The organism is Brevundimonas sp. (assembly GCF_044336875.1).
Lineage (GTDB): Bacteria > Pseudomonadota > Alphaproteobacteria > Caulobacterales > Caulobacteraceae > Brevundimonas.
In genome coordinates this window covers 285,720-311,065 of record NZ_JBIIOP010000002.1, presented here as the reverse complement: position 1 = coordinate 311,065, position 25,346 = coordinate 285,720, and the positions used below count along the sequence as shown (strand labels likewise).

General features: G+C 66.3%; 19 protein-coding genes. 4 read left to right on the top strand and 15 right to left on the bottom strand.

Features of this window, described 5'->3' with window-relative positions:
- Positions 1 to 112 precede the first annotated feature (112 nt).
- The 5 genes from ACIQ1T_RS04835 to ACIQ1T_RS04815 all read right to left on the bottom strand — a co-directional run bounded on the left by ACIQ1T_RS04835 (position 113) and on the right by ACIQ1T_RS04815 (position 6,610).
- The gene (locus ACIQ1T_RS04835) at positions 113 to 436 is read right to left on the bottom strand and encodes a hypothetical protein (protein ID WP_395943396.1); all 324 of its coding nucleotides are present in this window, start codon (positions 434 to 436) and stop codon (positions 113 to 115) included.
- 195 nt (positions 437 to 631) lie between these two features.
- Entirely contained in the window at positions 632 to 1,777 is a 1,146-nt protein-coding gene (locus tag ACIQ1T_RS04830) for an ATP-binding protein (protein ID WP_395943395.1), read from the bottom strand.
- A complete protein-coding gene (locus tag ACIQ1T_RS04825; RefSeq protein ID WP_395943394.1) occupies positions 1,774 to 2,346 on the bottom strand; it encodes a chemotaxis protein CheB in 573 nt (190 codons plus the stop codon). Before ACIQ1T_RS04825 ends, ACIQ1T_RS04830 begins: the two co-directional genes overlap by 4 nt.
- On the bottom strand, positions 2,343 to 3,167 hold the full coding sequence (locus ACIQ1T_RS04820) for a CheR family methyltransferase (RefSeq protein ID WP_395943393.1): 825 nt from the start codon (positions 3,165 to 3,167) through the stop codon (positions 2,343 to 2,345). Before ACIQ1T_RS04820 ends, ACIQ1T_RS04825 begins: the two co-directional genes overlap by 4 nt.
- 8 nt (positions 3,168 to 3,175) lie before the next feature.
- Positions 3,176 to 6,610, bottom strand: coding sequence for a response regulator (locus ACIQ1T_RS04815; protein ID WP_395943392.1), 3,435 nt, complete (start codon positions 6,608 to 6,610; stop codon positions 3,176 to 3,178).
- A 408-nt stretch (positions 6,611 to 7,018) separates the two neighbouring features.
- On the opposite strand from ACIQ1T_RS04815, the gene ACIQ1T_RS04810 reads away from it, so the two are divergent.
- The 3 genes from ACIQ1T_RS04810 (at position 7,019) to ACIQ1T_RS04800 (ending at position 9,536) form a co-directional block, all read left to right on the top strand.
- Entirely contained in the window at positions 7,019 to 7,807 is a 789-nt protein-coding gene (locus ACIQ1T_RS04810; protein ID WP_395943391.1) for a MipA/OmpV family protein, read from the top strand.
- 26 nt (positions 7,808 to 7,833) lie between these two features.
- A complete protein-coding gene (locus ACIQ1T_RS04805; protein ID WP_395943390.1) occupies positions 7,834 to 8,508 on the top strand; it encodes a response regulator transcription factor in 675 nt (224 codons plus the stop codon).
- Positions 8,509 to 8,588: 80 nt separating this feature from the next.
- The gene (locus tag ACIQ1T_RS04800) at positions 8,589 to 9,536 is read left to right on the top strand and encodes a sensor histidine kinase (RefSeq protein ID WP_395943389.1); all 948 of its coding nucleotides are present in this window, start codon (positions 8,589 to 8,591) and stop codon (positions 9,534 to 9,536) included.
- Positions 9,537 to 9,672: 136 nt separating this feature from the next.
- On the opposite strand, the gene ACIQ1T_RS04795 is transcribed toward ACIQ1T_RS04800, so the two are convergent.
- From ACIQ1T_RS04795 to ACIQ1T_RS04775, 5 genes are all read right to left on the bottom strand, one after another.
- The gene (locus ACIQ1T_RS04795; RefSeq protein ID WP_395943461.1) at positions 9,673 to 10,017 is read right to left on the bottom strand and encodes a DoxX family protein; all 345 of its coding nucleotides are present in this window, start codon (positions 10,015 to 10,017) and stop codon (positions 9,673 to 9,675) included.
- A gap of 146 nt (positions 10,018 to 10,163) precedes the next feature.
- On the bottom strand, positions 10,164 to 13,214 hold the full coding sequence (locus ACIQ1T_RS04790; RefSeq protein WP_395943388.1) for an efflux RND transporter permease subunit: 3,051 nt from the start codon (positions 13,212 to 13,214) through the stop codon (positions 10,164 to 10,166).
- Positions 13,211 to 14,242 carry an efflux RND transporter periplasmic adaptor subunit gene (locus ACIQ1T_RS04785; protein ID WP_395943387.1) on the bottom strand — a complete coding sequence of 344 codons (1,032 nt, stop codon included), beginning with the start codon at positions 14,240 to 14,242 and terminating at the stop codon, positions 13,211 to 13,213. Before ACIQ1T_RS04785 ends, ACIQ1T_RS04790 begins: the two co-directional genes overlap by 4 nt.
- Positions 14,242 to 15,729, bottom strand: a complete 1,488-nt coding sequence (locus tag ACIQ1T_RS04780) for an efflux transporter outer membrane subunit (protein WP_395943386.1) — start codon at positions 15,727 to 15,729, stop codon at positions 14,242 to 14,244. The genes ACIQ1T_RS04785 and ACIQ1T_RS04780 overlap by 1 nt, the downstream gene beginning before the upstream one ends.
- A 51-nt stretch (positions 15,730 to 15,780) precedes the next feature.
- Positions 15,781 to 16,677: a DUF3313 domain-containing protein gene (locus tag ACIQ1T_RS04775; RefSeq protein WP_395943460.1), complete on the bottom strand. Its 897-nt coding sequence runs from the start codon at positions 16,675 to 16,677 to the stop codon at positions 15,781 to 15,783.
- Positions 16,678 to 17,662: 985 nt separating this feature from the next.
- Between ACIQ1T_RS04775 and ACIQ1T_RS04770 the strand changes: the two genes are divergently transcribed.
- The gene (locus ACIQ1T_RS04770) at positions 17,663 to 17,977 is read left to right on the top strand and encodes a DUF411 domain-containing protein (protein ID WP_395943385.1); all 315 of its coding nucleotides are present in this window, start codon (positions 17,663 to 17,665) and stop codon (positions 17,975 to 17,977) included.
- A 3-nt stretch (positions 17,978 to 17,980) separates the two neighbouring features.
- On the opposite strand, the gene ACIQ1T_RS04765 is transcribed toward ACIQ1T_RS04770, so the two are convergent.
- The 5 genes from ACIQ1T_RS04765 to ACIQ1T_RS04745 all read right to left on the bottom strand — a co-directional run bounded on the left by ACIQ1T_RS04765 (position 17,981) and on the right by ACIQ1T_RS04745 (position 25,336).
- Complete coding sequence (locus ACIQ1T_RS04765; RefSeq protein ID WP_395943384.1) at positions 17,981 to 18,259, bottom strand: hypothetical protein; 279 nt, start codon at positions 18,257 to 18,259, stop codon at positions 17,981 to 17,983.
- A gap of 732 nt (positions 18,260 to 18,991) precedes the next feature.
- Positions 18,992 to 19,435 (bottom strand): DUF305 domain-containing protein, encoded by a 444-nt coding sequence (locus ACIQ1T_RS04760; protein ID WP_395943383.1) that lies wholly within the window; start codon positions 19,433 to 19,435, stop codon positions 18,992 to 18,994.
- Positions 19,432 to 21,519: a heavy metal translocating P-type ATPase gene (locus ACIQ1T_RS04755; protein WP_395943382.1), complete on the bottom strand. Its 2,088-nt coding sequence runs from the start codon at positions 21,517 to 21,519 to the stop codon at positions 19,432 to 19,434. Before ACIQ1T_RS04755 ends, ACIQ1T_RS04760 begins: the two co-directional genes overlap by 4 nt.
- A complete protein-coding gene (locus ACIQ1T_RS04750) occupies positions 21,516 to 22,115 on the bottom strand; it encodes a cation transporter (RefSeq protein ID WP_395943381.1) in 600 nt (199 codons plus the stop codon). Before ACIQ1T_RS04750 ends, ACIQ1T_RS04755 begins: the two co-directional genes overlap by 4 nt.
- Positions 22,115 to 25,336, bottom strand: coding sequence for an efflux RND transporter permease subunit (locus ACIQ1T_RS04745; RefSeq protein WP_395943380.1), 3,222 nt, complete (start codon positions 25,334 to 25,336; stop codon positions 22,115 to 22,117). Before ACIQ1T_RS04745 ends, ACIQ1T_RS04750 begins: the two co-directional genes overlap by 1 nt.
- Between the last annotated feature and the right edge of the window lie 10 nt (positions 25,337 to 25,346).

Genomic DNA, 25,346 nt, shown 5'->3' with positions numbered 1-25,346 from the left:
GGCTTGATCCTCAGAGAGACGCGTTGGATCCGGGCGGGAGGGAGCCTGGCCAGACGGCGTTCACACCGCGAGGGCGCCGTACGCCCAGATGTCGTTCGGACGCTCCGGCGTTTCAATGGGGCCCTGCGCCGAGGTCCCCATCGTCCGTCGCCTCGGTCAACGCATCAAGAATGCTCAGATAGCCAGCCCCCAGCGGGGTGTCCGGATCCGGCTGAGCAGCCGCCAGTTCGACGCAGACGCCCCGGATCAGCTCCCGATCTTCGGGGGTACGCAAAACCCTCGAGACTTCCAGGGACAGGAGCGCGATAAGCTGCCCCTGCTGCATGAAGAGCAGCCGTTCGAGTTCGGCGATACGATCGGTGTCAGACCGGGGAGGCGATGGATGGGACATGACCCATTCAAACGCCTGCCCCGCCTTGTGCGCAATGCCGATCATCGCTTTTCTTAGTTGGGCAGGCTTGCCTTGCTCGGTTCCGCACGGCTGGGCGACCGCCAGCCCTCTGACGTCGCATTCAGCGGTGTGTGAGGCCGCGCTCCAACGCTTGCGGCCGTATCGGCCCGAGCCTCGAACGCTGTTATTCTCTGGTCTTAAGGGCCTCGGCCTGCCGGCCCGTTGCGAACCGGCGGGCGTTCAGACTGGCAGGCTCACCGGTAATCGAACGGTGAAGGTGCTACCCGCCCCCTCGCCGTCGCTCGCCACACAGATCGATCCCTCATGAAGCTCGACGATTTGCTTCACGAGGGCCAGACCGATGCCCAGACCTTCCCGTGATCGCGCATCTGGCCCTTTGAGCTGAGCGTAGAGCTCGAACACCGCGTCTTGCATATCCCTGGGAATGCCGATGCCATTGTCACTGACACGGATGATGACGACACTTCCGGTTTCTGTCACGGACAGGGCGATGCGGCCGCCGCGAGGAGTGTATTTGGCTGCGTTTCCAATCAGATTCCCGACGACCTGTGTGATGCGTGCGGCGTCAATCGTCAGCCAGATCGGCGCTGGGGGGATATCCACGTTCAAGGCGTGTCCGCCCATATCAATCTTGTGCTGCGCCCCATCGACAGCGGCTTCCAATACGGCACGCAAATCCGCCCGCTCTCGACGAAGTTCGATCTTGCCTTGATCGATGCGAGTGATGTCCAGCAAATCATCGACCAATCGGCCGAGTTGCGACAACTGCACCTGCATTCGCTGACGAATTTTTTCACTGCCCTCGTGCGCGCCGCGCCGTTCCATGAGCTCTAGGCCGGCCTTCAACGCCATCACGGGATTACGGAGTTCATGACCCAAAATGGCCAGAAACTGATTCTTGTTCAGATCAGCGGCTCGGAGAGCCTCGGCATAAGCCTCTAGCGAGTCCCGCTGAGCAAGAACTTCGCGTCGGTGTTGATAAAGATCAAAAAATACATCGGCCTTGCTCCGCAAGACATCGGCCTCGATCGGCTTCTGGATGAAATCCACGGCTCCAGCCTCGTAGCCCCGAAATCGCCGTCGGGCGTCCGCACTCCCCGCCGTGACAAAGATGATGGGGACGTGGCGCACCCGTTCGGCGCCGCGCATGAATTCGGCCAGTTGGAACCCGTCCATACCCGGCATCTGCACATCCAGAAGCGCCAGAGCGACGTCGTTGAGGAGCAGAAGTTCCAAGGCTTCGTCGCCGGAGCGCGCCGTCAGGAAGCGCAGGCCTTCACGCTTGAGAAGGGCCTCCAAAGCGATCAGATTCTCTTCGAGGTCATCGACGAGGAGGACGTTGATAGGATCGTCGATAACGCTCATGCCGTGCCTAACTCCAACAGATGCGCGCCGATTTCGTCGAGGGTCATCTTGCGCGCGGCCACACAGGCGACTAAGGCGGCGGCCGGCATGATCGATGCATAGGCGGCCTCAGGGTCTTCCACAACCGCCGTCCCGCCTCTCGCCACGACACGCGCGAGGCCCTTGGCGCCGTCCTCATTCGCGCCGCTGAGAATGACGCCGGTGAGGCCCTCGCCGTAAGCGTCCGCCGCGCTGTCGAACAGAACGTCGATCGATGGCCTCGAATAGTTGACGGGTTCGTCTGCCGAGAGGGCGACACTGGCCTCGGCCTCGACCAGGAGATGATAGTCGGAAGGCGCGAAGTAGGCGACGCCCGGCAGCAACGGCTCCTTGTCGTCGGCCTCCTTCACCCGAAGTTTGCAGCGGTCGCGAAGGAGGGGCACGAGCACATTGCTTCGATCCGGCGGAACATGAACGACGACGATGATCGGCCATGGATAGGCGGCCGGCAAAGCCGGCAATATCCTCAACAGCGCCTGCACCGCCCCTGCGGAAGCGCCGATGACGACGGCTCTCGCAGGGGGCGTCATCGGCCTTTGCGCCTGTAGATCTTTTCCTCGGGGACAAACTCTCGGAAGGCGGAGAGGTGTTCCGAAAACCGAAGACTTTCCTTCGCCCCCAAACCCAGGAAGCCGTCACGGGCGAGAGAGTCCTTGAATAGACCGACCGCCCGGTCCTGAAGGGCACGATCGAAATAGATCATCACATTGCGACAGGAGATAAGGTGCATTTCGGAAAACACTTCATCGGTCACCAGACTATGATCCGAAAAGACCGCTCGAGCCCGTAAGGCGCTATCGAACGCGGCGCGTCCATAGTCCGCCGTATAATAGTCCGAGAGGGAAGACCGTCCTCCAGACTTCTGGTGATTTTCGGTGAACCTGCGGATTTGATCCAAGGGGTAAACGGCCGCTTCGGCCGCGCGAAGCGCGTCGGGATTGATGTCCGTCGCATAAAAGAGGGCGCGATCATAAAGCCCCTCTTCCTTGAACAGGATGGCGAGCGAGTAGAGCTCCTCGCCCGCGCTACAGCCCGCGATCCAGACCTTCAGCGAGGGATAGGTGCGCAGGTGCGGCAAAACCTGCTCCCGCAGGGCGAGAAAATAGGAGGGGTCACGGAACATCTCGCTGACCTGGACCGTGAGATAGCCCAGCAAGCGCGGCAGCATCGAGCCGTCATGAAGAACCCGCTCCTGCAAGGCGGACAGGCTGGAAAAGCCCATCTGCTCGCGCGCCTGCAGGAGCCGTCGTTTAATCGACGCCCGGGCGTAGTGGCGAAAATCGTAGTGATAGCGATGATAGAGCGCTTCCAGCAAAAGCTGGATTTCGAGGTCCTCGGTCGTATCGATCACAGATCGTCCTAACGCGGCATCCAGACACGGACCAGGGACAAGAGCTTGTCGATATCAATCGGCTTGGACATGTAGTCATTAGCGCCCGCTGCGATGCAACGTTCCTGATCGTCGGGCATGGCCTTGGCGGTCAGCATCAGGACGGGTAGTTTCGCCCAGCGCGGGTCGGCCCGGATCGTGCGCGTCGCCGACAGGCCGTCCATCACCGGCATCATCACGTCCATCAGGACGAGGTCGATGCCGCTTTCAGAAGCGTCGGATGAGGCGGCCAGGGCGTCAAGGGCCTCTTTGCCGTTCCGCGCAATCTGAACAACCGCGCCCCGAGGTTCCAGCACATTCGTCAGGGAATAGACGTTGCGCACATCGTCCTCGACGATGAGGATACGCCGCCCTTCCAGGACAGCGTCGCGATTGCGGGCCTTGCGGATCATCCTCTGATGTTCCGGAGGCAGGTCGGAGACGACCTGATGCAAGAACAGAGAAACCTCGTCGAGCAGTCGCTCCGGAGACTTCGCGCCCTTGATGATGATCGAGCTGGAGTAGCGACGCAGACTCTGCTCATGCTCGGCGGTCAGGTCATGGCCGGTGTAGACGATCACCGGCGGGAAGGCGTGGTCGCCGTCTTGGCTCAGCGTCTCGAGAAGCGAGAAACCGGATGCATCAGGCAGGGACAAATCCAGCACCATGCAGTCGAAGGTCTGGCTGCGAAGCTGATCCAGACACTCCGCGGCTGTCCCCACGCCGACCGTCTCTACGTCCGCCGAGGACAGTAGCCGGCTGACGGCGTCCCTCTGTACGGGATCGTCCTCGACGATCAGGACGCGCCGGGCCGCGCCGTTCAACTTGGACTCCAGCGCTCGTAACACGTCCGCCAGCGCCTCGCGCCTCACAGGCTTGACGAGGGACCCCACCGCGCCCAGCGAGAGAGCAGTAGGACCGTGATCCTCTCCGGAAATGATGTGGATGGGGATGTGCCGGGTGGTGTCGTCACGCTTGAGACTGTCGAGCACTGTCAGGCCAGAATGATCCGGCAGACCCACGTCAAGCACGACTGCGCTGGGTTGAAACTGTTTGGCCAGACGCAGTGCGTCCTCGGCGGTCCCTGCCACAAGACATTGGAACCCCATCTCTCGCGCCAGGTCGCGCACGATGGCGGCGAAGACATCGTCATCCTCGATCACCAGCAGAAGACGGCGGCCTCCCTGCAGATGGTCGCGGTCGTCCTCAACCGCGCCGGAACGACGGCTCGCCATTGGGGGCGACAGCGTCGTCGGCTCCGCAGGGGCCGCTTCCTCGCGGATTACGCTCGGGGGCCGTTCACGCGGCGCGATCTGATCCGGGTCGTACATTTGCGGGATCAAGAGCGTGAAGGTGCTCCCTTCTCCCGGTCGACTTTGCAGCCTGAGTTCGCCGCCGAGCAGCCGCGCCAACTCCCGCGAGATCGACAGCCCCAAGCCCGTGCCGCCATACTTGCGGCTGATCGTCCCGTCCGCCTGTCGGAAGGCCTCGAACACGCTCTCCTGTTGCTCCGGCGCAATGCCGATCCCGGTGTCCGTCACATCAAGGGCCACCCTGCCATCCTGCGCAGCCCGCGCGATCAGGCGCACGCTGCCCCGTTCGGTGAATTTGAATGCGTTGGACAGCAGGTTCTTCAGGATTTGCTCCAGTCGCTGGCGATCCGTCTCCAGCGTGTCGGGCGCTTCTATGATATTGATTTCGAAGGCGAGACCCCGCTCGCCCGCCACCGGCTCGAAGGTCCGCCGCAGATCGCTCATCATTCGCGAAAGCGGCAGGACTTCCGGACGGATCTGGACGTGGCCCGCTTCGATCTTGGACAGGTCCAGAATGTCGTTGATCAGGGTAAGAAGATCATTGCCCGACGACTCGATCGTTCGGGCGAAGCGAATCTGCTCTTCCGTGAGGTTCTCCTCCGAATTGTCGGCAAGAAGTTTTGAAAGAATGAGAAGCGAGTTGAGCGGAGTCCGCAGTTCGTGGGACATATTGGCCAGAAAATCGGTCTTGTACTGGCTGGCCTGCTCAAGCTCGCGCGCCCTCAGCGTCAGGGTTGCTCCCGCGCGTTCGAGATCGTCACGCTGCGTTTCGAGGGTCTGGGCCTGCTCTTCCAGCTGACTATTGGTCTGCTCAAGCTCGACCTGTTGCTGTTCAAGACGGACCTGGGACTCCTTCAGCGCCCTGCCCTGCTCTTCAAGTTCCTCGTTCGAAACCCGAAGCTCCTCGCTCTGGACCTGGAGTTCCTCGGCCTGCCGTTGGGTTTCCTCCAGCACTTCCTGCAGTTCGGATCTGTAGCGGGCCGATCGAAGCGCGATGCCGATGGCTGCCGACGCTTCGTCGAGGAGCTCTCTGACCCGTTCATCCGCCGGATGCAGGAAACCTAGTTCGATGACGGCGTTGACGACCCCGTCCGCCAGCGCGGGGACGATCAGCAGGTGCCGCGGCTTGTCCTGACCCAGGGCGGAACCGATCGTCATATAGCCTTCGGGCACATCAGTGATGAGCATGGCCCGCCCTTCCGCCGCCACCTGTCCCATCAACCCCTCCTTCAGGCCAAAGCGCTCGACGATGGCCGCCTCGGAGGGCACGCCCAAGGAGGCGGCGCGGCGATAGACGCCGCCTTCGCCCTTGAACAGAACGCCGGCCTGGAATCCGGCGTATCGCGCCAGATAGGTCAGGATGCTGTCTGCGAGTTGTTCGACGGTCTTGTCGCCCATCATGGCTTCCGCCAGACCGACATGACCGGTTTGCAGCCATTCCTGGCGGGCCCGCGCCCGCGCCGTCTGTCGAATCAACATGAAGATGGCGATCGTCAGCAGCGCGCCGAAAAGGCCAGAGAGGACGCCGCTAATGGTGGCGGTCCGGTAGGCCGCTTCCATCTCTGCCAGCCGCAGTTGGCGCAAGCGCACTTCTTCCTGCCGCATCAGGTCCAGTTGGGAGCGAATGGCGTCCATCTCGACCTTCCCGCGATCGGTGGTGACGATCGCAAGAGCAGCCTGCTCGCCTTCGGTGCGGCGGAGGCGTATGGTTTCGGCCAACTCGGAAAGCTTGGCCTCCACATGGTTACGGAGCTGCGCCACATGGGCTTGCTGGGCCGGGTTGCCTCTTGTCAGCGCAGCAACCTCGTCGAGCTGGGCCGTCACAGCGGAAACCGCGGATTCATAGGGAGCGAGATAACGCACATCCCCCGTTAGCAGATATCCGCGCTGTCCAGTCTCGGCGTCCTGCGCCGTGGATAGCATATCGTTCAACGCGACGATTACCGTGTGCGACTGTCTAATCCTGTCATTGTTCTCGCGCAGAGTTTGAAGGTTCAAAACCGCCAGAACGCCAGTCAGCATGAAGAAGCCGAGCACAACAGCCAGCCCACCCGCAGACCAGGCGTCCAGCTTCGACCCGACACCGGGACGGCGGACAGTGACACGCGACATTCGAAACTCTTTGGCGGCCTTGGATGCCTAGCTGCGTACCGCGTAGGCGGAGGAAAGCAAATTGAGATCGAACGATGCGATACGCCGCAGCCTGTTATGCGTGGGGCGACGAACGGTCTCGATCGACACGAAAGGCAGCGGCAAAGACCGCGAGCCTGCAAGGACGCTTCCGTCTTGCGCGAAGGCGGCCTGCGCCCGCCGCCGCGATCATGTCCGGACACGGAGCACCGGGGAGGGGGAGCGGGGAACCTAGGCCGACATCTTCCGAGCCTTGCCAGATTGACCGGACGGATCGCCCCAAGCCCCGACAGATCAGTTTACAAGCGAAAGGTTCGCGGAAGGTTGGACGGTCACGGTTGACGACCTTTCCAGCCGGAACCGCACTCCATGCTCTCCCATCGATCCTTCATGGCCGCCATCCTCGCTTTGTCGGCGACGACGGCGGCCCAGCCCGCCTCGGCCCAGACGGCATCGGACGACAATGACCGAATTTTCGTTGTTGGCGGCGGCGGCGCCTACCGACCGGAGTACAAAGGGTCGGACGATTACGAGGTACAGCCCTTCCCCTATTTCAGCGTCCGCTATCCCATCAGCGGGTTGACGCTCAGCTTGCAGGGCGCAGCGCTGAAGCTCGACGTGCTCGCCGGCCACACCTTCTCGGCAGGCCCGGTCATCTCCTACCAACAGGGCCGGGAAGACGACATCACCAACCCGGTCATTCGCCAGCTGTCGACCATCGACGGGGCGGTGGAAGGCGGCGGTTATCTGGACTTCGAGACATTGATGGGTCCCGGCTCCCTCAGCGCGGGCGTGACCGCCCTGAGCGACCTCAGCGGCGTCCATGACGGATATTCCGTGGCGCTGAACGTGGGATACCGCATGCCTGTGACGTCAAGGCTCAGCGTCGGCGTGGGCGCCGAGGTCAAGTGGGCCGACGAGAACTATATGCAGACCTACTATGGCGTCGATCTGCCGGGGGCGTTCGCCAGCGGCCTGCCGAGCTACGCGGCCGAGGCCGGCATGGAGAAGGCCGGGGTGAACGTCAATCTGATCTACCGGCTGACCGAACGGTGGGGCGTCGGCGTCTTCGGTGGGTATGACAAACTGCTGGATTCCGCCGCTGACAGCCCGATCGTGGTCCTGGAAGGATCGCCGGATCAATATACCGGCGCCCTTGCGGTGTTCTATAGGTTCTAGGTCCAAACGACCCAGACCCGAACTTCATGCGTATCCTGTTGATCGAAGACAATCGTCTGCTGGCGAAAAGCACCGCCCGTTCCCTGACCGCGTCGCGTTTCACCGTGGACGTCCTCCACACCGTCGCCGATGCGTGGGAAGCTTGGAACACCACCCCCTACGACGCCGTGGTTCTCGACTTGATGCTCGGCGAGGATCACGGCCTCGACCTCCTGTCGCAAGCGCGACGGGCGGCATTGACCACGCCCGTCCTGGTGCTGACCGCCTTGGGCGAGATCGATGATCGGGTGCGCGGTCTGGACCGCGGCGCGGACGATTACCTCGTCAAGCCATTCGCCATCGATGAACTCATCGCCCGGCTGCGCGCGTTGGGACGGCGCCCGGAGCATTTGGTGGACGCCATCCTGACGCTGGGGTCCATCCAGTACGACGTCGCGGCGCAGATGCTCTCGGGACCGAAGGGTCAAGTGCACCTCTCTCGCGCCGAAAGCATGGTGATCGAGCGGTTCTTTCGCCGCTCGGAGCGGGTGATCAGCAAGGCGCAACTGGGCGAAGCCCTTCACCCCCTCGAAGGGCACTACAGCGAGAACTCCCTGCACATTTTGCTCCATCGGGTGCGGCGGCGTCTGGCGGGCGTCGGAGGGGACGTCTCAATCCAGGCGCTTCGCGGCATGGGCTATATTGCAACGGTGGCCCCATGATCCGCAGACAGGCGCGACGGTCGCTGAAGTCCGTCCTGTTCTTCTCCATCGCCGGCGTCGCCCTGTCGATCTACCTGCTCATGCAGTTCCTGATCCCGGATGAACCGGACCGCTCCATTCCCCTCGGGGAGCGGCTCACGGCGTCCTACTTTCTGGACACTACGCGCGACAGCGGTCTGCCCGTCGCTGTCTTCCTCCTGCTTGTCATGGTGACGATCTGGATCGTCTTGCAGCGGACCCTGGCGCCGGTGAGACGTTTATCGGAGGAAGCGCGTCGAATCAGTCCGAACAATCTCGACGAACGCCTGCCCGCCGCCGACGCGCCTTCGGAAATCGCGCCGCTGGTCGAAGCCTTCAACACCGCCCTGGACCGACTGGAGGACGCCTGGAAGGCGCAGCGGGCGTTTTCCGCGAATGCGGCGCACGAATTGCGCACGCCTCTCGCCGCGCTTAGAGCCCAGGTCGAAAGCCTTCTTCCGGCCGGCCATCGCCAGGAAGCCGCTTTTGAGTTCGACCGGCTCTCGCGCATCATTACGCAATTGCTCGTCCTGTCAGAAGGCGAACACGGCCCGTTGCGCAAGACCTGCCCCTTCGATCTGGTCCAGGTCGTCATGACCGCGACAACCGAATGCGCGCCGGCCTTCGTGACCAGCGGACGCGACATCGGCCTCGATCCTCACCCCGATTTCCTTGAGCGTCGCGGCGATGCCGTTCTCCTCGGCGTAGCGGTACGCAATCTCTTGGATAACGCCCTTAAGCACACGCCCGTCGGATCCACCGTCACGATCCGTGTGGATGAGACCGGCGTGATCTCTGTGCTGGATGACGGGCCCGGCCTGACGGCCGAGTTCGCCGGCCGAGCGTTCCAGCCCTTCGCCAGGGCGGACGCCGGCGGCTCAGGCGCGGGTCTGGGTTTGTCGATCGCCGCGCGGATCGCCCACCTCCACGGCGGTCGGGTCTGGCTGGAACCGACGGCGCAAGGCGCCTGCTTCAAGCTGCACATTCCCCCCTCCCCAGCAGGCGCGTAGTCCCGGACGTTCACCGCTTGCCCGCGCCCCCGGCGACGACCTGCAGACCTATCCGCCTGTCAGCGCCATCCCAGCAGACAGTCAAACGGCTGCCTGCCCTGCCCCCGCCCCGACCCAAGGCCGGAAGGCTACGCCCTCAGCGCCAGCGGCCCTTCAGGACCAGACCGGCGAAAACAGCGAGCGCCGCATTGATCAGGGTCAGACCGGGGTCGAGCAGGATCAGGTGTATGGCTCCCATGACGACCGCCTCGACCAGAATTCCGCCGGCGCACGCCAGGGCCACGGGGCGAAACAGGCGCCACGACAGGACCGGCAGGAGAACACCTAGCGCCAGGGCGATCTCCGACACGCCGATGACGATCACGACGGCCGGATCGACCCGGACCGGCCAGTTCAGAAGCGCAATGAGGATGTCCCGGGTCTCTGTGATCTTGGCGTAGCCGGCGGCAAGATAGAACATGGCCAGCCATCCCTGGAGCATCCACAGCAAGGGATGTCGCCAAGGGTCTGATCGACGGGACAGGTTTTGCGGCCCCGGCGGGCAAGGTTCGCCCGAACCTTGAAGGCGCGTGGCCGACACGCGCCCGTCGGAGCGGCTGCGCAAAAGCCGTGATCGTGGCAGGTCGGTCATCTCTCCACGTCCGTCTCAATGGACCGCGGTGTAAGAACACGCGCCAGCTGAGGCTTCAGCCAGAGCTCGACGCTGTCCACATAGCGATAGACAACAGGCACCAGCAGCAGGGAAAGCAGGGTGGAGCTGATCAGTCCGCCGATGACCGCGATCGCCATCGGCTGGCGGAAGGCGGCGCCTTCGCCCAGCCCGATCGCCGTCGGGACCATGCCCGCCGCCATCGCCACCGTGGTCATGACGATCGGCCGGGCGCGTTCGCGGCAGGCGGCGATCAGGGCGTCGTGCTGACTCATCCCTTCGCGCTCCCGTTCAATGGCGAACTCGACCAGAAGAATGGAGTTCTTGGCCGCCAGTCCCAGCAGCATCAGGAAGCCGATCAAGGCTGGCAGGGTCAGTCCAAAGCCGAAGGCGAACAGGCCCGCGATCGCCCCCACGATCGACAACGGCAGAGCCGTCAGGATGGTCACCGGTTTGAAGAGGCTACGGAATAGAAGCACCAGGACGGCGAAGATCAGCGCAACCCCCGCCGCCATGGCGGTAGCGAAGCCGCCAAAGAGCTCGCCGAGTTGTTCGGCGTCGCCATAGGCGGCGTTGCGGACACCGTCGGGGAGCGCGGTCATGGCGGGTAAGGCCTCTACGGCGGCGAGAGCCTGACCGATGCTGGCGTCACGGAGATCCGAGTGGATCGACACCCGTCGCTCCCGATCGAAACGTTCGATACGGGCGGGGCCAGCTTCGAAGCCGAGGTCGGCGACCGCCCCCAGACGGGTCGTACCGGCGCCGACGGTCGGAACCTGCAGGTCGGCCAGGGTGGTTAGGTCGCGCCGGGCGCTCCCGGCCAGTTGCGCCCGTATGGGCACGCGCCGTTCTCCTTCCGTCATCCTGGCGACATTGGCGTCGATGTCGCCGATGGTGGCCACACGCGTGATTTCGGCCAGGGTCTCCGCCATGACGCCCAGACGCGCGGCCTCCTCGGTTCGGGGACGGATGATCAGCTCCGGTCCGGCCGGAGGCGCGGCAAGGCGGATGTTGGTCAGTTGCGGCAAAGATCGCATCTCCTGCTGCACCCGTTCAGCGGCCTCCGCGAGGGCGACGTCGTCCCGGCCGACCAGGGTGATCTCAACATCGGCGGGGCCGCGCTCGCCCTGGAGGGTCACGCGAACGTCCGGGATCGATCTCAGAAGGGGCCGTATCCGGTCCTTGAATTGTGTGGCCGTCAACGTCCGCGCTTCTTGGAAGGCCACAGTGACCGACCCGGAAGACAGGTCCTCGCCGCCGACCGTCGCAAACACGGTGCGCACGTCAGGTTGCTGGCGGAGCAGGCGGGTCACCTGGGCGACCGTATCGTCCATGTCCGCGTGCGTGGCTCCGGGCGAAGCCTGGATGTCCAGAGCGATGGAGGTGGGATTGCCGACAGGGATGAAGCCGGTCGGCAGCCGGGTGGCGAGACCGAGCGATCCGGCGAAGACCAGCGCTCCGAGCAGAAGCGACAGACCCGGATGCGCCAGCGCCCAGTCGAGCGCCTTACGGTAGGGGCCCTCGAACGGCTTTGGCGCATGTGGCCGGGCCACCGGCTTGAGGAACCAGGCCGCGAGCAGCGGCGTCAGCAGGCGCGCCACGAGCAGCGAAAACAGCACCGCCGCGGCGACAGTTAGGCCGAACTCGCGGAAATACTGCCCCGCGGCGCCGCCCATCAATGACACCGGCACGAAGACGACGACGATGGCCAGGGCGCAGGCCACCACCGCCAGACCGATCTGATCGGCGCCGAGGAGGGCGGCCTGGTAAGGGGTTTCGCCGCGTTCGATGCGCTTCTCGATATTCTCGATCTCGACGATGGCGTCATCGACCAGAATGCCGACGACCAGCGTCAGGCCCAGCAGGGTGACGATGTTGAGGGAGAAACCCATCAACGCCATCACCGCGAAGGTCGGGATCAGCGAGATCGGCATGGCAAGCGCCGCGATCAGCGTCGAGCGCCAGCTCCGCAGGAACAGGAAGACGACGACGGCCGCCAATGCCATGCCTTCGAGCAGGATCGCGACCGTGGCGTGAAAGCTGGCCCGCGTGTCTCCGACGGTGGATACGATCTCGGTGATGGTCACGCCCGGCGTGGTTCGCGCGATCTCGGCGATCTCGCGGTGGACCTCGTCCTCGACCCCGACGTCGCTGGCCGCCCGGGTCTTGGTGATCTGAAAGCCGACCACGGGCCGGCCGTTCAGTCGTGCGAAACTGCGCGCCTCGCTCTCGCCCGCGCCGATGTCGGCGACGTCGGCCAGGCGGACGAAGCGCCCGGCGCCGGTCGGAAGGGTCATGGCCCGCAGGGCGTTCACGTCCCGCGCCGCGCCCAGGACACGGATGGTCTGTTCGCCGCCGCCGATTTCCGCCCGGCCGCCCGGTCCGTCGGCGGCGAAGGCCCGCAGCGCCGCGCTGACGGCCGGCGCGGTCAGGCCATAGGCCGCCAGCCGATCCGGATGGAGGGTGACGTTGATCTGGCGATCGACCCCGCCCACCCGGGCGATCGACGCGATTCCTCCGATCGACTGGAGGCGGGTGGTGAGCGCATCGTCGATATACCAGGACAGGTCGGACGCCGACATCGTCGGTGCCGAAACCGCATAGGTCAGGATCGGCTGGCTGTCGGCCTCGAGCCGCTCGATGATCGGCTCGTCGATGGTGCGCGGCAGGCTGGCGCGAATACGGTCGATCGCTGTGCGGACCTGATCGGTCGCCTTCTGCACGTCCTCGCCGATGTAGAACTCGACGGTTGTTACGGACCGCCCCTGCGTCACGGTGGACATGACGTGGTTGACGCCGGGCAGCCCAGCGACGGCGTTCTCGGCGAGACGTGTCACCTGGCTTTCGAGTTCGGCCGGGGCCGCCCCGCTCTGGCTGATCGAGACCTGCACCGCCGCAAAGGCGGTGTCCGGCACGCTTTTGACCGGAAGCTGGAGATAGGCGCCGATCCCGGCGATGATCAGGGCGACGAACAGGACCGCGACCGGAATCGGATTGCGGATCGCCCAGGCGGAGATGCCGAGAGTCATTGGCCGGACTCCGGCGCGATCCGAACGACATCGCCGGGCAGGACAAGGGCGTCGCCGCCGGACAGAACGCGCGTGCCGACCGGCGGGCCGCCGATGATCTCGACATATCCCCCGCCCCGCGCGCCGGGCCTCACATCGACACGGCTGACGCGATTTTCGGTGGAGATCACGGTGACGGTGGGGCCGCCCGCCCGGTACTGGACGGCGCGCTCGGGTACGGCCGGGGCGGGGTCGCCGTGCGCGTCCATCACGGCGGTGGCGAATCCCCCGACCCTCAAAGCCGGATGGGCCGGCAGAAGAATGCGAACCCGCCCGAGTTTTGTCAGGGGATCCACCAGGGGGCTCAGCAGGCGGACCGTACCGGTGAGCGCTTCGCCCGAGGACAGCCGGACGGGGACGCTCGCCCCCACCCGGATACGCCCGAACTCCGCTTCCGGCAGCTCGGCCTGCAGCTCCATCACCCCGTCGCGGGCGAGCCGGAAAGACTCGCCTGCGGCGCCCGACACGTCGCCCGGCCGCAGCGAGCGCGCCAGCACACGGCCGGATACCGGGGCCCGCAGAGTCAGTCGCCCCCGACGCGCCTGGAGATCGCGAAGCCGCGCCGCAGCGGTGCGGGCGTCGAAACCGCGCTGCTCGATCACCTCTTCGGCGATTACGCCCGTCCCGGTCAGGCCGGCGACGCGGCGGTATTCGGCGGCGGCCCGTTCTGCGGCCACCTCAGCTTGGGCGAGCTCCTCGTTCAGCAGGCCCGGGTCGAGCACGGCGAGCGCCTGCCCGCGACGGACGTAATCCCCCTCCTCTGCCAAGACCCGCAGCACCCGATAACCCGACAGTTCGGCGCCGACGGCCGCCTCCTCCCGGGCGATCAGGACGCCGGAGACGGTCACTTCACGCGCGATAGTCCGAAGGGTGACGGTGGAGGCCGTGACGACCGGGGCTGGGTCCGGCCGCACCGGCGTCGATTCGCCGCCCTTGTCCGCGCAGGCGCCGAGCAGTCCCAGGCCGGCGAGGATCCATGTATTCTTCATCAGACTTGGTCCTTGTCGATCCGGGAGGGGCTCCATCCCCCGCCCAGGGCGCGGAATACGGTCACCGTGCGCTGGAGTGCGTCGATGCGGGCGACAGAGAGTTCGAGACGGGTCGCCCGCCAGCTCCGTTCGGCGTCGAGGGTGGTGGTCAGGTCTCCGAGGCCGCGCGCAAACCGCTCGCGCGCGGCGGCGCAGGCCTCTGCGGCGCGCGCCTCGGCCTGGGTCAGCAGGGCGACGCGCGAACGGTCCGCCTGCAGCCGGACAAGCGCCTGGTCGGCCTCGGAGAAGGCGACCTGAACCGTGCGCTCATAGGCGACGGCCGCCTGTTCCGCCAGCGCCGTCTGAGCCCCCAGTTCGGACAGAAGTCGTGGCCGGTCGAGGATGGGCAGGAAGACGCTCGCGCCCAGGGTCCAGGTCCCGATCGCATAGTCTGCTACGCCCGTCGCCGCCGTCAGACCGACGCCCGGCTCCAGGGTGAAGCGGGGAAATAGCTCGAGCCTTTGCAGCTCGCTCCGCGCCGTCGCCGACCTGAACCGGGCCTCCGCCTCGCGGATGTCGGGGCGGCGCTCCAGCAGGTCGCCCGGCATGGACCTCGGCGGGGGCGGCGCCTCCGGGAGGCTCGGATCGATCGCCAGATCGATGGTGGCGGTCCGGGGCGCGCCGGTCAGGACGAGAAGCGCGCGTTTGGCCGCCTGGAGATCCCCCGCAAGCTGCGCCGCGCGGGCCTGCGTCTGGCGCAGGTTCGCCTCGGCCCGAGACGCGTCAGATCGGGCGGTCAATCCGCGCTCGGCGCGGATGCGCAGCACGTCGAGCAGTTCCGCCTCGACCGCCAGGCTGCGCTCGGCGTCCGCAAGCTGGACCGCCAGCCCGCGCGCGCTGAACAGCGCCTCGGCGACGTCGGCCGCCAGGGCCGCCCGGCTGCCTTCATAGAGAAAACGGGCGGCGGTCAGGTCCGCGTCCGCGGCCCGGCGGGTCGACGACGCACGTCCGAACAGGTCCGCTTCCCAGCTTAGGTTGAAGGCAGCGGTCGCCAATCGGGTGTCTCCGACCGCGGCGTTCGACCCGCTGCCGACATCGCCGTCGAGCAGGTCGAGCCGCTCGGCGGCGGCATTGCCCTGCAAATCGCCTTGCAGGCGATAGCGCGCCATCGCACCGCCGCGGATCGCCCTAGCCTCCTTGAGCCGCGCGAGCGCCAGGCGCGCATCGGTGGAGGCGCCCAGCGCCCCCTCCACAAGCCCGTCCAGTTGGGGATCGCCGAACAGACGCCACCATTGGTCCAGGACCGCCGTCTGCGCCGGAACGATGATCGCGGCCTCGTAAGCCGCCGGCAGGCGGGTGTCCGGCTGAAACGGGACAAGGGCCGGCGCACAGCCCGCAACGGCGAGCGCCGGCGCGATCAGGACTGCGATGAGCGTCCGGGTCGCGGTCGCGGGAAGGCGATACGCGGCGCGCGGGCGCGCACCGGCGCTTCGGTGTGTGGTGTTCACGTCAGTTCACTTTGAAACGAGCAGTCCTGCCGCCCAGTCGGAGCGAGCGAGTCAGCGACGCGGCTGAGGCCGCGGTTCAGGCTGGGGTTGGGCCGGCTCCGAAACGGTGGCCGAGCCGGTTCCCGCGACCTGCGGCACATAAAGACCGGTAGCGAAGCCGACGACGCCATTGGCGACCGTGCGGCCGATGTTGCGACGGGATCCGTAACGCGCGCAGGGATCGGGATCGGGAATGTCGCGAACCTGCCTCGCCTCAGTAGAGAAGGCGTCGCCCACGGCGTCGCCCATCGGTTCGGCCAATTGCAGCGCGTCGCCGATCCGCGACAATGAGGGTTCGGCGCGCCCGACCATCTCCGCCTGCCGGGCCCATGTGACCGCGGCGACCTGATGGCCGTCGGGCGCGATCAGCTCGGACTCTATGGCCAGCCCACCCGTCGTCATGGGCGCCCGGAACTTCACGACGGGAACCGGGATGAAGAATCCCGCCGCCGCGCTGACGGCCGATCCCACGCGATTGGTAGTGTCAATGCGCACGATGGCCGTGCGGATTGTTCCGGCTTCAGGCGAGGGCGCTGGCACGATGGTGAACCGCTCGCTGACCTCGAAACAAATCTGGCGATCGACCTCACTCAACACCATCGCCTGCTCCTCGGCGCTGAGCGGGCTTGGGGCTCGAAGCGCGAGAACGGCAGGTTCGATATAGACGTCCCGGATTTGATCCGAAGCGGCGTCTTCCCGTCGATGCTCGGGGCCGCGGGATCCGTCAGGTTGCCGGCCTAGGCCATCATAGGCCGAAAGGAATCCCGAATGAGCGGCAGGGGTCGATTGACAGGCGGCAACGCCGAGGAGAGCCAGAGCAGCGGCGGCTTTGAGGGTCAGGCCGGCGTATTTGGGACAAGTGACCGTAAAGGCGGACATGGATGACCTTTCCAAAGGAGGGAAGGTCATGGTGATCACCCATTCTTCCACCAACCTTTCGGCTAGGCTCAGGGCCCTTTGTTCCAGGTATACGATCTGATTCAGGCTCCGAGGGGTCTGTATACATGACTGGACTGTCGGCTGATGGACGAGCAGATGGCTCGGCTGGAGCCCGATTCCCCAAGCGCCGTGGCAAGCCCAGAGTGGATGATCGCCGGGGGTTGAGCGCCATGTTTCCAAAAACGACGCCCCCCTTTTGACGATACGTCGCTGCCAGCGGTCGGCCAGATCCGAGTCACTGAACGAGAGGGCGGCCGGATGGACGACCATCGCTCATCTATCGGCCCAAAGTCGTCGCTGCGGCATCGCCTTCGCTGGGCCCGTTCTCGGCCTCGCCTATATTGCCTTTGGCCTTTCCACCTCGCTAATCTTCTCGTCCGGATTCCGGGACAGATTCCTCTCTGACTCCTGGTCAGCCGCCGCGTCGAGACGCCCGCCATCGCGTCTTGGCCGGTCATCGGTCTCGTCTTGGCCTTGGTCGGCGCCCGGGTGCTGGTTCTGCCTTTGGTGAAACGGGGCCATGCGTTCGGCGACAACCTGGCGTGAATCTTCTTCTCCGCTATGGGGATCACAGAGCTGTTCCATCTTTCCCTTCCTCGCTCGCGGCGGCTTCCGCTACGGCTTGGGGGTGGCGAGCGCCGCGGTGCTTGCGCCCTCGGCCTAGTGGGGCATGGCGCGACTGATCCAGCCGGGCCGACAGCTTCCGATCCGCGCAGCAGCAGACCGGAGCGACCAGGCGCGACAACGGGGCCGTCGCCACTTGGCGCATAAGTGATCATGCTGGCTGACGAGCCCTGGAGCCGCCACAGGACCCCGACTTCAATCCTCCCTCGCCGCGCGGTGATGCTCGGCCTTCCCGTCCTTGCTCGCAGGCCCTGCGTCGGCCGCGCCGCCCAGACGGGTGACTGCTTACAGGACACCCTGGTGCGGCTGCTGCGGCGGCTGGATCGCCAACGTGCGTCAGGCCAGCTGGACTGTGGACGTGGTGGAGCGCGAGGACCTAGCGCCGATCCGGGCCCAGCACGGAATTTCCGACGGCCTCGCGTCCTGCCACACGGCCGTCGTCGGCGCCTACGCGATCGAGGGCCATGTCCCGGCGAGCGATATCGATCGGCTGGTTCGCGAACGACCGGCGGCCCGAGCGCTCAGCGCTCCAGGCATGCCAGCGGGGTCACCGGGCATGGAGGCGGCCAGACGCGAGCCCTACACGACCTTGCTGATCCTCAACGACGGTTCAACGCGGGTGTTCGGCCGGCACAACGGGGCCTGACGCCTAGTCATCGGAAGCGCGGACGGTCGTTCGGGACGGGTTGAGCCAGGTCTGCACCGGACGATCGAAGCCGTAGCGGAACACGGCAGCGACGACGAACCCGCCGACAAACCCGACGGTCCAGAGCGCCCAGCGGGCGCCGGACACGAGAGCCTCCTGGCCCAAGGCGTCGAGGAGGCCGAACCAGATGATGCGGCTTACCTCGTTGGTCAGGCGCATCGGGAACGACATCAGGGCCAGGGGCTCGACCGGGCGCGACGGCTTGGTGACCGAGGGCGACATAGATGCGCGAGCCGTAGAAGGCCGCCGTGCCGCGGAACAGGAGAAGCGGCAGAACGCTTGGCCGGCGGCGAGGCGGTCGCCGCAGATGCGGGCCAAGCCTTAGCCGGAAACGAGGATGAAGAAGTCTATCAGCAGATATCCGCAGTCGAACACCGGATGCAGTTACGGTAGTGGGACCGGCGAGACCTCGCGGAAGCGGTAGACGATAATCAGCGCCCCGACGATGAACCGGAGCGCATCCAACCACCCCCGCGCGCAATCCGGGCGGGCCAAGGCGGCGGCGCGAGTTCGGCGGACGAAGGCATTCAGGACGGTTCCCGTCCGGAGACCACCGCGGCCGGCTTCCGGTGTTCATGTGGCCGGAGATGGACATCGTCCCGAACGAGGTAGAGGCCGGCCGTTCCCAGAACCCAGACGACAGCCAGGCCGGCTGTGATCATCACCCCGCTCCGGTCGCGCGGTCCCATGAGCAGGCTGCAGAGGGTGGCGCCGGCGAGGACTGCGCCATACCCCAGGTGAGGGGGCAACCCGTATGCGCCTGACAGTATGAAGGCCATGCAGAGCACGAGTCCGCCCGCGAACAGGCTGGCGACGAGCGCGATCACCACATCAAGGACGGGCCGCGGCTTTGGCGGGCGGGTCAGTAGTTGCGATCGCCCTCGCTTGCGATAGCGACCTTGCCGCCAGCGAATGTCCCGGCTCCGGACGGTTAAGCGCTTGCCAGCCACAGGGTCAACGCCCTCCGACGGGCGCCGGGGCGCCCTCGTGCCGGGCCAGCATCACCTTCATCCGGACGATCTCTGTCTCTTGGGCCGCGATAATCTCCTCGGCGAGATTGCGGACGTCCTGGGCCTCCCCGTGCTCGACGGCGATCTTCGCCATGGCGAGAGCGCCTTCATGGTGAGCGATCATGCCGCGCAGAAAGTCGATGTCGGCCTCGCCCGTGTAGTCGATGCCCATGGCCTCGTGCATCCGGGCGCTCGCCTCACGATAGGCCACGGTCGACGGGCTGTCGGTCGGACGGCCGGCATGGCTCGTCACGGTGTCGATCGGACGGGCGTCCACCGCCGAGTCCTTATCGGGGACGTCACGGACCTGGCGCGAGATCATGCCGAAGGCGAAGGCCGCCAGGGCTAGAAAGACGGCGATGACGGAGACCCAGCTGATCCGTTTCATGTCGATGGCCTTGAGAGCGCTGGAGCGGCCGCAGGGCTCTCCGGGATTGCGGTTGAGACGGCCGTCCGGGCCGGGTCGCGATAGGCGAGCAGACGCAAGGCGTTGAACACCACCAGCAGCGTCGAGCCTTCGTGGAGCGCCACGGCGGGCCCGATGCCGAGGCCAAAGATGGTCGCCGGCACCAGGAAGGCGACGACGCCGAGGCTAACGTAGAGGTTCTGAAGAATGATCCGCCGGGTTTGCCGGCTGAGGCCAACCGTGAACGGCAGTTGCGACAGGTCGTCGGACATCAGGGCGACATCCGCGGTCTCCAGGGCGACATCGGACCCGGCCGCGCCCATGGCGACGCCGACCGTGGCCGTAGCCATCGCCGGCGCATCGTTCACCCCGTCGCCGACCATGGCGATCTTGCCATCCGCGCGCAGGCGTTTGATTGCATCGACCTTGTCCTCCGGCATCAGATCGCCCCAGGCCTCGGTCAGGCCGACCTGGTCCGCGATCGCCTGGGCCGCCTTCTGGTGATCGCCCGAGATCATAATCATGCGCTGGACGCCGAGGGCGTGGAGCGCCGCGAGCGCCGGACCGGCCGCAGCCCGCGGCGTGTCGAGCAGGCCGATAACGCCGAGGTCCTGCGCGCCGTGTCGCACCACCATCAGGGTCCGCCCCTGCTGGCGCAGTTGCGCAACGACGGCCGTCGTCTCGTCGTCGAGGGCCGCCACGCCGTCGGCCCCGAACATCTCGGGCTTGCCGATCCAGATGATCTCGCCGCCGAGCCGGGCCGTTACCCCCTTGCCGGTCAGGCTCTTGAGGTCGGTCGCAGTGGGCATGGCCGTCTCGCCCAACCGCTCGGCGCCGTCCCGGGCGATGGCTTCCGCGAGCGGATGGTCGCTGAGCCGCTCGACGGCCACGGCCGTCGCCAGCAGGTCGGCTTCCGTCGTCCCGCCCACCGGCATGACGTCGGTGATGCGGGGCCGCCCCTCGGTGAGGGTGCCGGTCTTGTCGAAGGCGATGGCGTTGAGCGAGCCGAGATTCTCCAGCGGCGCGCCGCCCTTGATCAGAACACCGGCGCGCGCCGCCCGGGCGACACCCGACAGGACCGCGCTTGGGGTGGCGATGGCGAGCGCGCAGGGGCTCGCCGCGACCAGCACGGCCATGGCCCGGTAGAAGCTGTCGCGGAACGGCTCGTCGATCACGACCCAAGCGAACAGCAGCACCGAGACCAGGCCCAGGACCAGGGGCACGAAGATGCGCTCGAACCCGTCCGTGAAGCGCTGGGTCGGCGACTTCTGGGTCTCTGCCTCACTGACCATCCGCACCACCTTGGCGAGGGTGGTGTCGCTGGATTTGCGGGTTGTCTCGATCTCGATGGCGCCGGCGCCGTTGATGGTGCCCGCGAAGACGAGGGACGCCGCGCCGACCTGGGCCGGCCGCTCCCGGGCGGCGGCGGCGTCCGCGACCGGCTGCTTGTCCACCGGCATGCTTTCGCCGGTTACAGGCGCCTGGTTGATGCTGGACGTTCCGACCACGACGAAGCCGTCGGCCGGGAGGCGTTCGTTGGGTCGCACAACCACGGTGTCGCCGACGAGGAGGTCGTCGACCGGCAGTTCGACGACTTGGCCGTCGCGTCGAACATGGGCGGTCCGAGGCGCCAGCTCCGCCAGGGCCTCGATCGCCCGCTTGGCGCGGCCCATGGCGTAGTGCTCAAGGGCATGACCGATGCTGAACAGAAACAGCAGCAGCGCGCCTTCGGCCCAGGCGCCAAGCGCCGCCGCGCCCGCCGCTGCGACCAGCATCAGGGTGTCGATCTCGAAGCGCCTCCGCCGGAGGTTCTCGAAGGCCTCGCGGACGGTGAAGAAGCCGCCGAACGCGTAGGCGACAAGGTAGAGCGCGAGGGGAATCCAGGCCGGGACGCCTGGCGCGAGCTTTTCCAGTGCAAACCCCACCCCCAGGGCTCCGCCCGAGGAGAGCGCGAAGATCACCTCTGTGTTGGGACCGAGTACTCCGCCATGGCCATGATCGTGGCCATCAGCGGGACCGTGGCCTGCCGCACTGTGATGCTCTTGGGACGACTGTGTCGACGTCATGCGACGCCCTCCTTGTCAGATTTGGCGCGGGCGGCTTCGCGCAGGATGTCCACGCCGCTCTTCACCGCGACGGCGGCGACGATGACGCCGACGACCAGGTCAGGCCAGGCCTGATCGAGCCAGAGCACAAGCCCCCCGGCGATGAGGATGCCGCCGTTGGACGCGAAGTCGTTGAAGCTGAAGGTCTCGGCCGCCCTCACGTTGACGTCGCCGCTGTGCTGGCGACGGATCAACTGCAGGCAGATGAGGTTGATGACCGCTGCGACGACCGCGAGCGCCATCATGGTCGGGCCGACCGGTTCTGTCCCGACGATGAAGCGGCGAGCGGCGTCCAGGAGAACCCCGGCGCCGAAGATGAGGAGCGCGACGCCGGAAAAGCGCGCCGCGCCCCGCTTCCATGAGCCGGCACGGCCGATCGCGAGAAAGCTGATCAGATAGACTGCGGCGTCCGAGGCGTGGTCCACCGCGTTGGCCAGCAGCGCGCTGGAGTCGGCGGACCAGCCGCCGACCCCGATCGCCATCGCCAGGCCCGCGTTGAGCGCGAGGACCGTCAGCAGCGTTCGCCGCTGCTGACAGTCGTCCTGATCGTGAGCCATCAATCCTCGATCCCTTCATCCGTCCTGTGACGCACCGCCCTGGCCGCGAAGGTCGGAAGGACCAGCAGGGTCAGGGCGGTCGCCGTCAGGAGCCCGCCGATCACCACGGTCGCCAGAGGCTTCTGCACCTCTGCCCCGGCGCCATGAGCGATGGCCATGGGAATGAAGCCGACAATGGCCACGAAGGCCGTAGTAAGCACCGCGCGCAGCCGGCTCGAGGCGCCTTCGATCGCCGCATCACGGGGTGCGAGCCCTGCCTGCAAGCGCTCGCGAATGGCCTGCATCAGGACGAGGCCGTTCAGGGTCGCCACGCCGGAAACGGCGATGAAGCCGACCGCCGCAGAAACCGAGAATGGCATTCCTCGCAACAGCAGGGCGAGCGCGCCGCCGATCAGGGCCAGAGGCACGCAGGCGAAGACCAGACCGGCCTCCGCGAACGACCCTAAGGCCATGAACAGAAGCACCCCGATAAGGACGAACACGATCGGGATGACCAGGCCCAACCGTTGCTGGGCGCGTTCCAGGTTTTCGAACTGACCGCCCCACGTCAGGCGAACGCCCGGCGGGAGCGCGATCTGTTCGACCTGTTGCTGGGCGTCGGTGACGAAGCCGCCCAGATCCCGGCCCCGAACGTTGGCCTGAACCACCATCCGGCGACTGCCGTCGTTGCGACTGATCTGGTTCGGTCCTTCGGCGCTCTGGATGCGAGCCACCGAAGACAGGGGCACGGTCACGCCCGTCGGGGATACAATCGGCAGGGCCGCCAGCGCCGCCGGATCGTTGCGCGCCTCGTCCGGGAGGCGGACGACGACATCGAAGCGGCGGTCGCCCTCGAAGATGCGGCCGGCTTCGGCGCCGCCGATGGCGGCCGAAACCGCTTCTGAAACGTCGGCCGCGGACAGGCCGTAGCTGGCCGCGGCGAACCGATCAACGCTGACCGTCAGGGTTGGCAAGCCAGACGCCTGTTCCACGCGAACGTCGGCGGCGCCGGAGGTCTGACGCAGCGCCCCCGCCACCTGGTCAGCCACGCGCTGCATCGTGTCGAAATCGTCGCCGTAGACCATCACCGCCAAGTCGGTCCTGACCCCGGAGATCAGCTCGTTGAAGCGAAGCTCGATCGGCTGGCTGAACTCGAAATTATTGCCGATCTGCTGATTGGCGAGCTCTTCGAACCTTGCCAGAAGGGCTTCCTTCTCAAGACCGGAATCCGGCCAGTCCTTGCGGTCCTTCAGGACGATGACGCTGTCCGAGATGTTGGGCGGCATCGGGTCGACCGCCGCCTCGGCGGTGCCGGTCCTGGAGAACATGGTCTCGACCTCCGGCTGGGCGGTGATGACCCGTTCCAAAGCCATCTGCATGGCGAGGGACTGCTCCAGCGAGGCCGAGGGAACGCGCAACGCCTGCATGGCGATGTCGCCCTCATCCAGGGTCGGGATGAATTCCCGGCCCAGGGACGAGAAAGCCAGACCGCCGACGACGACCGCGCCGAGCGCCGAGATCAGCACGATCTTCGGACGATCGACGGCGGCGCGGATGGCCGGCTGAATCCACCGCCGCGCGTGGCGGAGCAGGAAGGTCTCGTGCTCGTGGGCGTGACCGTATTCGTCGGTCTCGACCTTCTTCGGCTCCCGAACCAGCAGGGCCGTCATGGCTGGAACGAAGGTGAAGGAGAAGATGAAGGCGCCGACGAGGGCCAGCATGACCGTTGCGCCCATCGGGACGAAGGTCTTGCCCTCGACACCTTCGAGCATCAGCAGGGGTGTGAAGACCAGCAGGATGATCAGTTGGCCGAAAGCCGCCGGCTTGACCATCTTGCGGGCTGCGGCCACGGCGACATCGAGCCGCTCCCTGCGGGTCAGGGCCCGTCCGAGATCGATCCGCCGCTGCGACAGCATCAGCAGCGTGCTCTCGACGACGATGACCGCGCCGTCGACCAGAAGGCCGAAGTCCAGCGCGCCGAGGCTCATCAGGTTTCCGCTGATCCCGAACCGGTTCATGCCGATGACGGCGAACAGGAAGCTGATCGGGATCATCAGGGCCGTGATGCTGGCCGCACGGATGTTGCCGAGCAACAGGAACAGCACGACGATGACCAGAAGAGCGCCCTCGGTGAGGTTCCGCGCGACTGTCGAAATCGTCGAATTGACCAGAGCGCTACGGTCGAGAACCGTTACCGCCTCGATCCCCGCAGGGAGGGTCTTGCGTAACTCCTCAAGCCGCTCCCCCGCCGCTTGGGCGACGGTGCGACTGTTGCCGCCGGCGATCATCAGCGCCGTTCCGAGAACGGCCTCGTGGCCATCACGGCTGGCGCCGCCGAGGCGCGGAGCCTGGCCAATCTCGACAGCGGCGACGTCGGCGACGCGGACGATCAGGCCGTTGCGGTTGACGACCGGCGCCTGCGCCAGATCCTCCACCGTGGAGGCGAGCGCGTCGGTGCGGACCGTGAGGGCCTCACCGGCGCGCTGGATATAGCCCGCGCCCGCCTGGGTGTTGGCGCGGTCGAGGGCCTGGATGAGGTCGCCCAGGCCCAGACCGTAAGCAGAGAGGCGCGCCGCGTCGGGACGGACAGCGTACTCTTTCACATAGCCGCCGACGGTGTCGACGCCCGCGAGACCGGGAGCAGTCCGCATCTGCGGCGCGACGATCCAGTCCTGCACGGTGCGCAGATAGGTGGCCCGCTGCTGCGGCGTCGCCAGCAGATCCCCCTCGGGCGTCAAATAGGCGCCGCCCGCCTGCCAGCCGGTCTCGCCGGGCTTGGCGAGGTTCTCGCTGTTGAACGGCTTGTAGTCGATCGTCCACATCAGGACCTCGCCCAGGCCCGTGGTGATCGGGGCCATGGTCGGTTCCACGCCTTCGGGCATGGCTTCCCGGGCGCCCGCGAGGCGTTCGGCGACCTGCTGACGGGCGAAATAAATGTCCGTCTGGTCGGTGAAGATGACCGTGACCTGGCTGAAGCCGTTGCGGCTCAGGGAACGCGTCGTGGTCAGGCCGGGGATGCCGGCCATGGCGGTTTCGATGGGATAGGTGACCTGCCGTTCGATCTGCTCGGGCGCGAGCGCGGGAGCGACCGTGGTCACCTGGACCTGGCGGTTGGTGATGTCCGGCACGGCGTCGATCGGAAGCCGTGTCAGTTCGAGCAATCCGTAGGCCGCGACGAGCGCCGTGGCGAGGACCACGAACCATCGGAACTTGACCGAGAGCTCGATGATGAATTTGAACATGCGGTGCGCC

Coding starts and splice junctions, on each gene's coding strand:
- ACIQ1T_RS04835 (WP_395943396.1), bottom strand. CDS start 436: ATGATCGGCATTGCGCACAAGGCGGGGCAGGCGTTTGAATGGGTCATG.
- ACIQ1T_RS04830 (WP_395943395.1), bottom strand. CDS start 1,777: ATGAGCGTTATCGACGATCCTATCAACGTCCTCCTCGTCGATGACCTC.
- ACIQ1T_RS04825 (WP_395943394.1), bottom strand. CDS start 2,346: ATGACGCCCCCTGCGAGAGCCGTCGTCATCGGCGCTTCCGCAGGGGCG.
- ACIQ1T_RS04815 (WP_395943392.1), bottom strand. CDS start 6,610: ATGTCGCGTGTCACTGTCCGCCGTCCCGGTGTCGGGTCGAAGCTGGAC.
- ACIQ1T_RS04810 (WP_395943391.1), top strand. CDS start 7,019: ATGGCCGCCATCCTCGCTTTGTCGGCGACGACGGCGGCCCAGCCCGCC.
- ACIQ1T_RS04805 (WP_395943390.1), top strand. CDS start 7,834: ATGCGTATCCTGTTGATCGAAGACAATCGTCTGCTGGCGAAAAGCACC.
- ACIQ1T_RS04800 (WP_395943389.1), top strand. CDS start 8,589: ATGCAGTTCCTGATCCCGGATGAACCGGACCGCTCCATTCCCCTCGGG.
- ACIQ1T_RS04795 (WP_395943461.1), bottom strand. CDS start 10,017: ATGCTCCAGGGATGGCTGGCCATGTTCTATCTTGCCGCCGGCTACGCC.
- ACIQ1T_RS04790 (WP_395943388.1), bottom strand. CDS start 13,214: ATGACTCTCGGCATCTCCGCCTGGGCGATCCGCAATCCGATTCCGGTC.
- ACIQ1T_RS04785 (WP_395943387.1), bottom strand. CDS start 14,242: ATGAAGAATACATGGATCCTCGCCGGCCTGGGACTGCTCGGCGCCTGC.
- ACIQ1T_RS04775 (WP_395943460.1), bottom strand. CDS start 16,677: ATGACCTTCCCTCCTTTGGAAAGGTCATCCATGTCCGCCTTTACGGTC.
- ACIQ1T_RS04765 (WP_395943384.1), bottom strand. CDS start 18,259: ATGTCGCCCTCGGTCACCAAGCCGTCGCGCCCGGTCGAGCCCCTGGCC.
- ACIQ1T_RS04760 (WP_395943383.1), bottom strand. CDS start 19,435: ATGAAACGGATCAGCTGGGTCTCCGTCATCGCCGTCTTTCTAGCCCTG.
- ACIQ1T_RS04755 (WP_395943382.1), bottom strand. CDS start 21,519: ATGACGTCGACACAGTCGTCCCAAGAGCATCACAGTGCGGCAGGCCAC.
- ACIQ1T_RS04750 (WP_395943381.1), bottom strand. CDS start 22,115: ATGGCTCACGATCAGGACGACTGTCAGCAGCGGCGAACGCTGCTGACG.
- ACIQ1T_RS04745 (WP_395943380.1), bottom strand. CDS start 25,336: ATGTTCAAATTCATCATCGAGCTCTCGGTCAAGTTCCGATGGTTCGTG.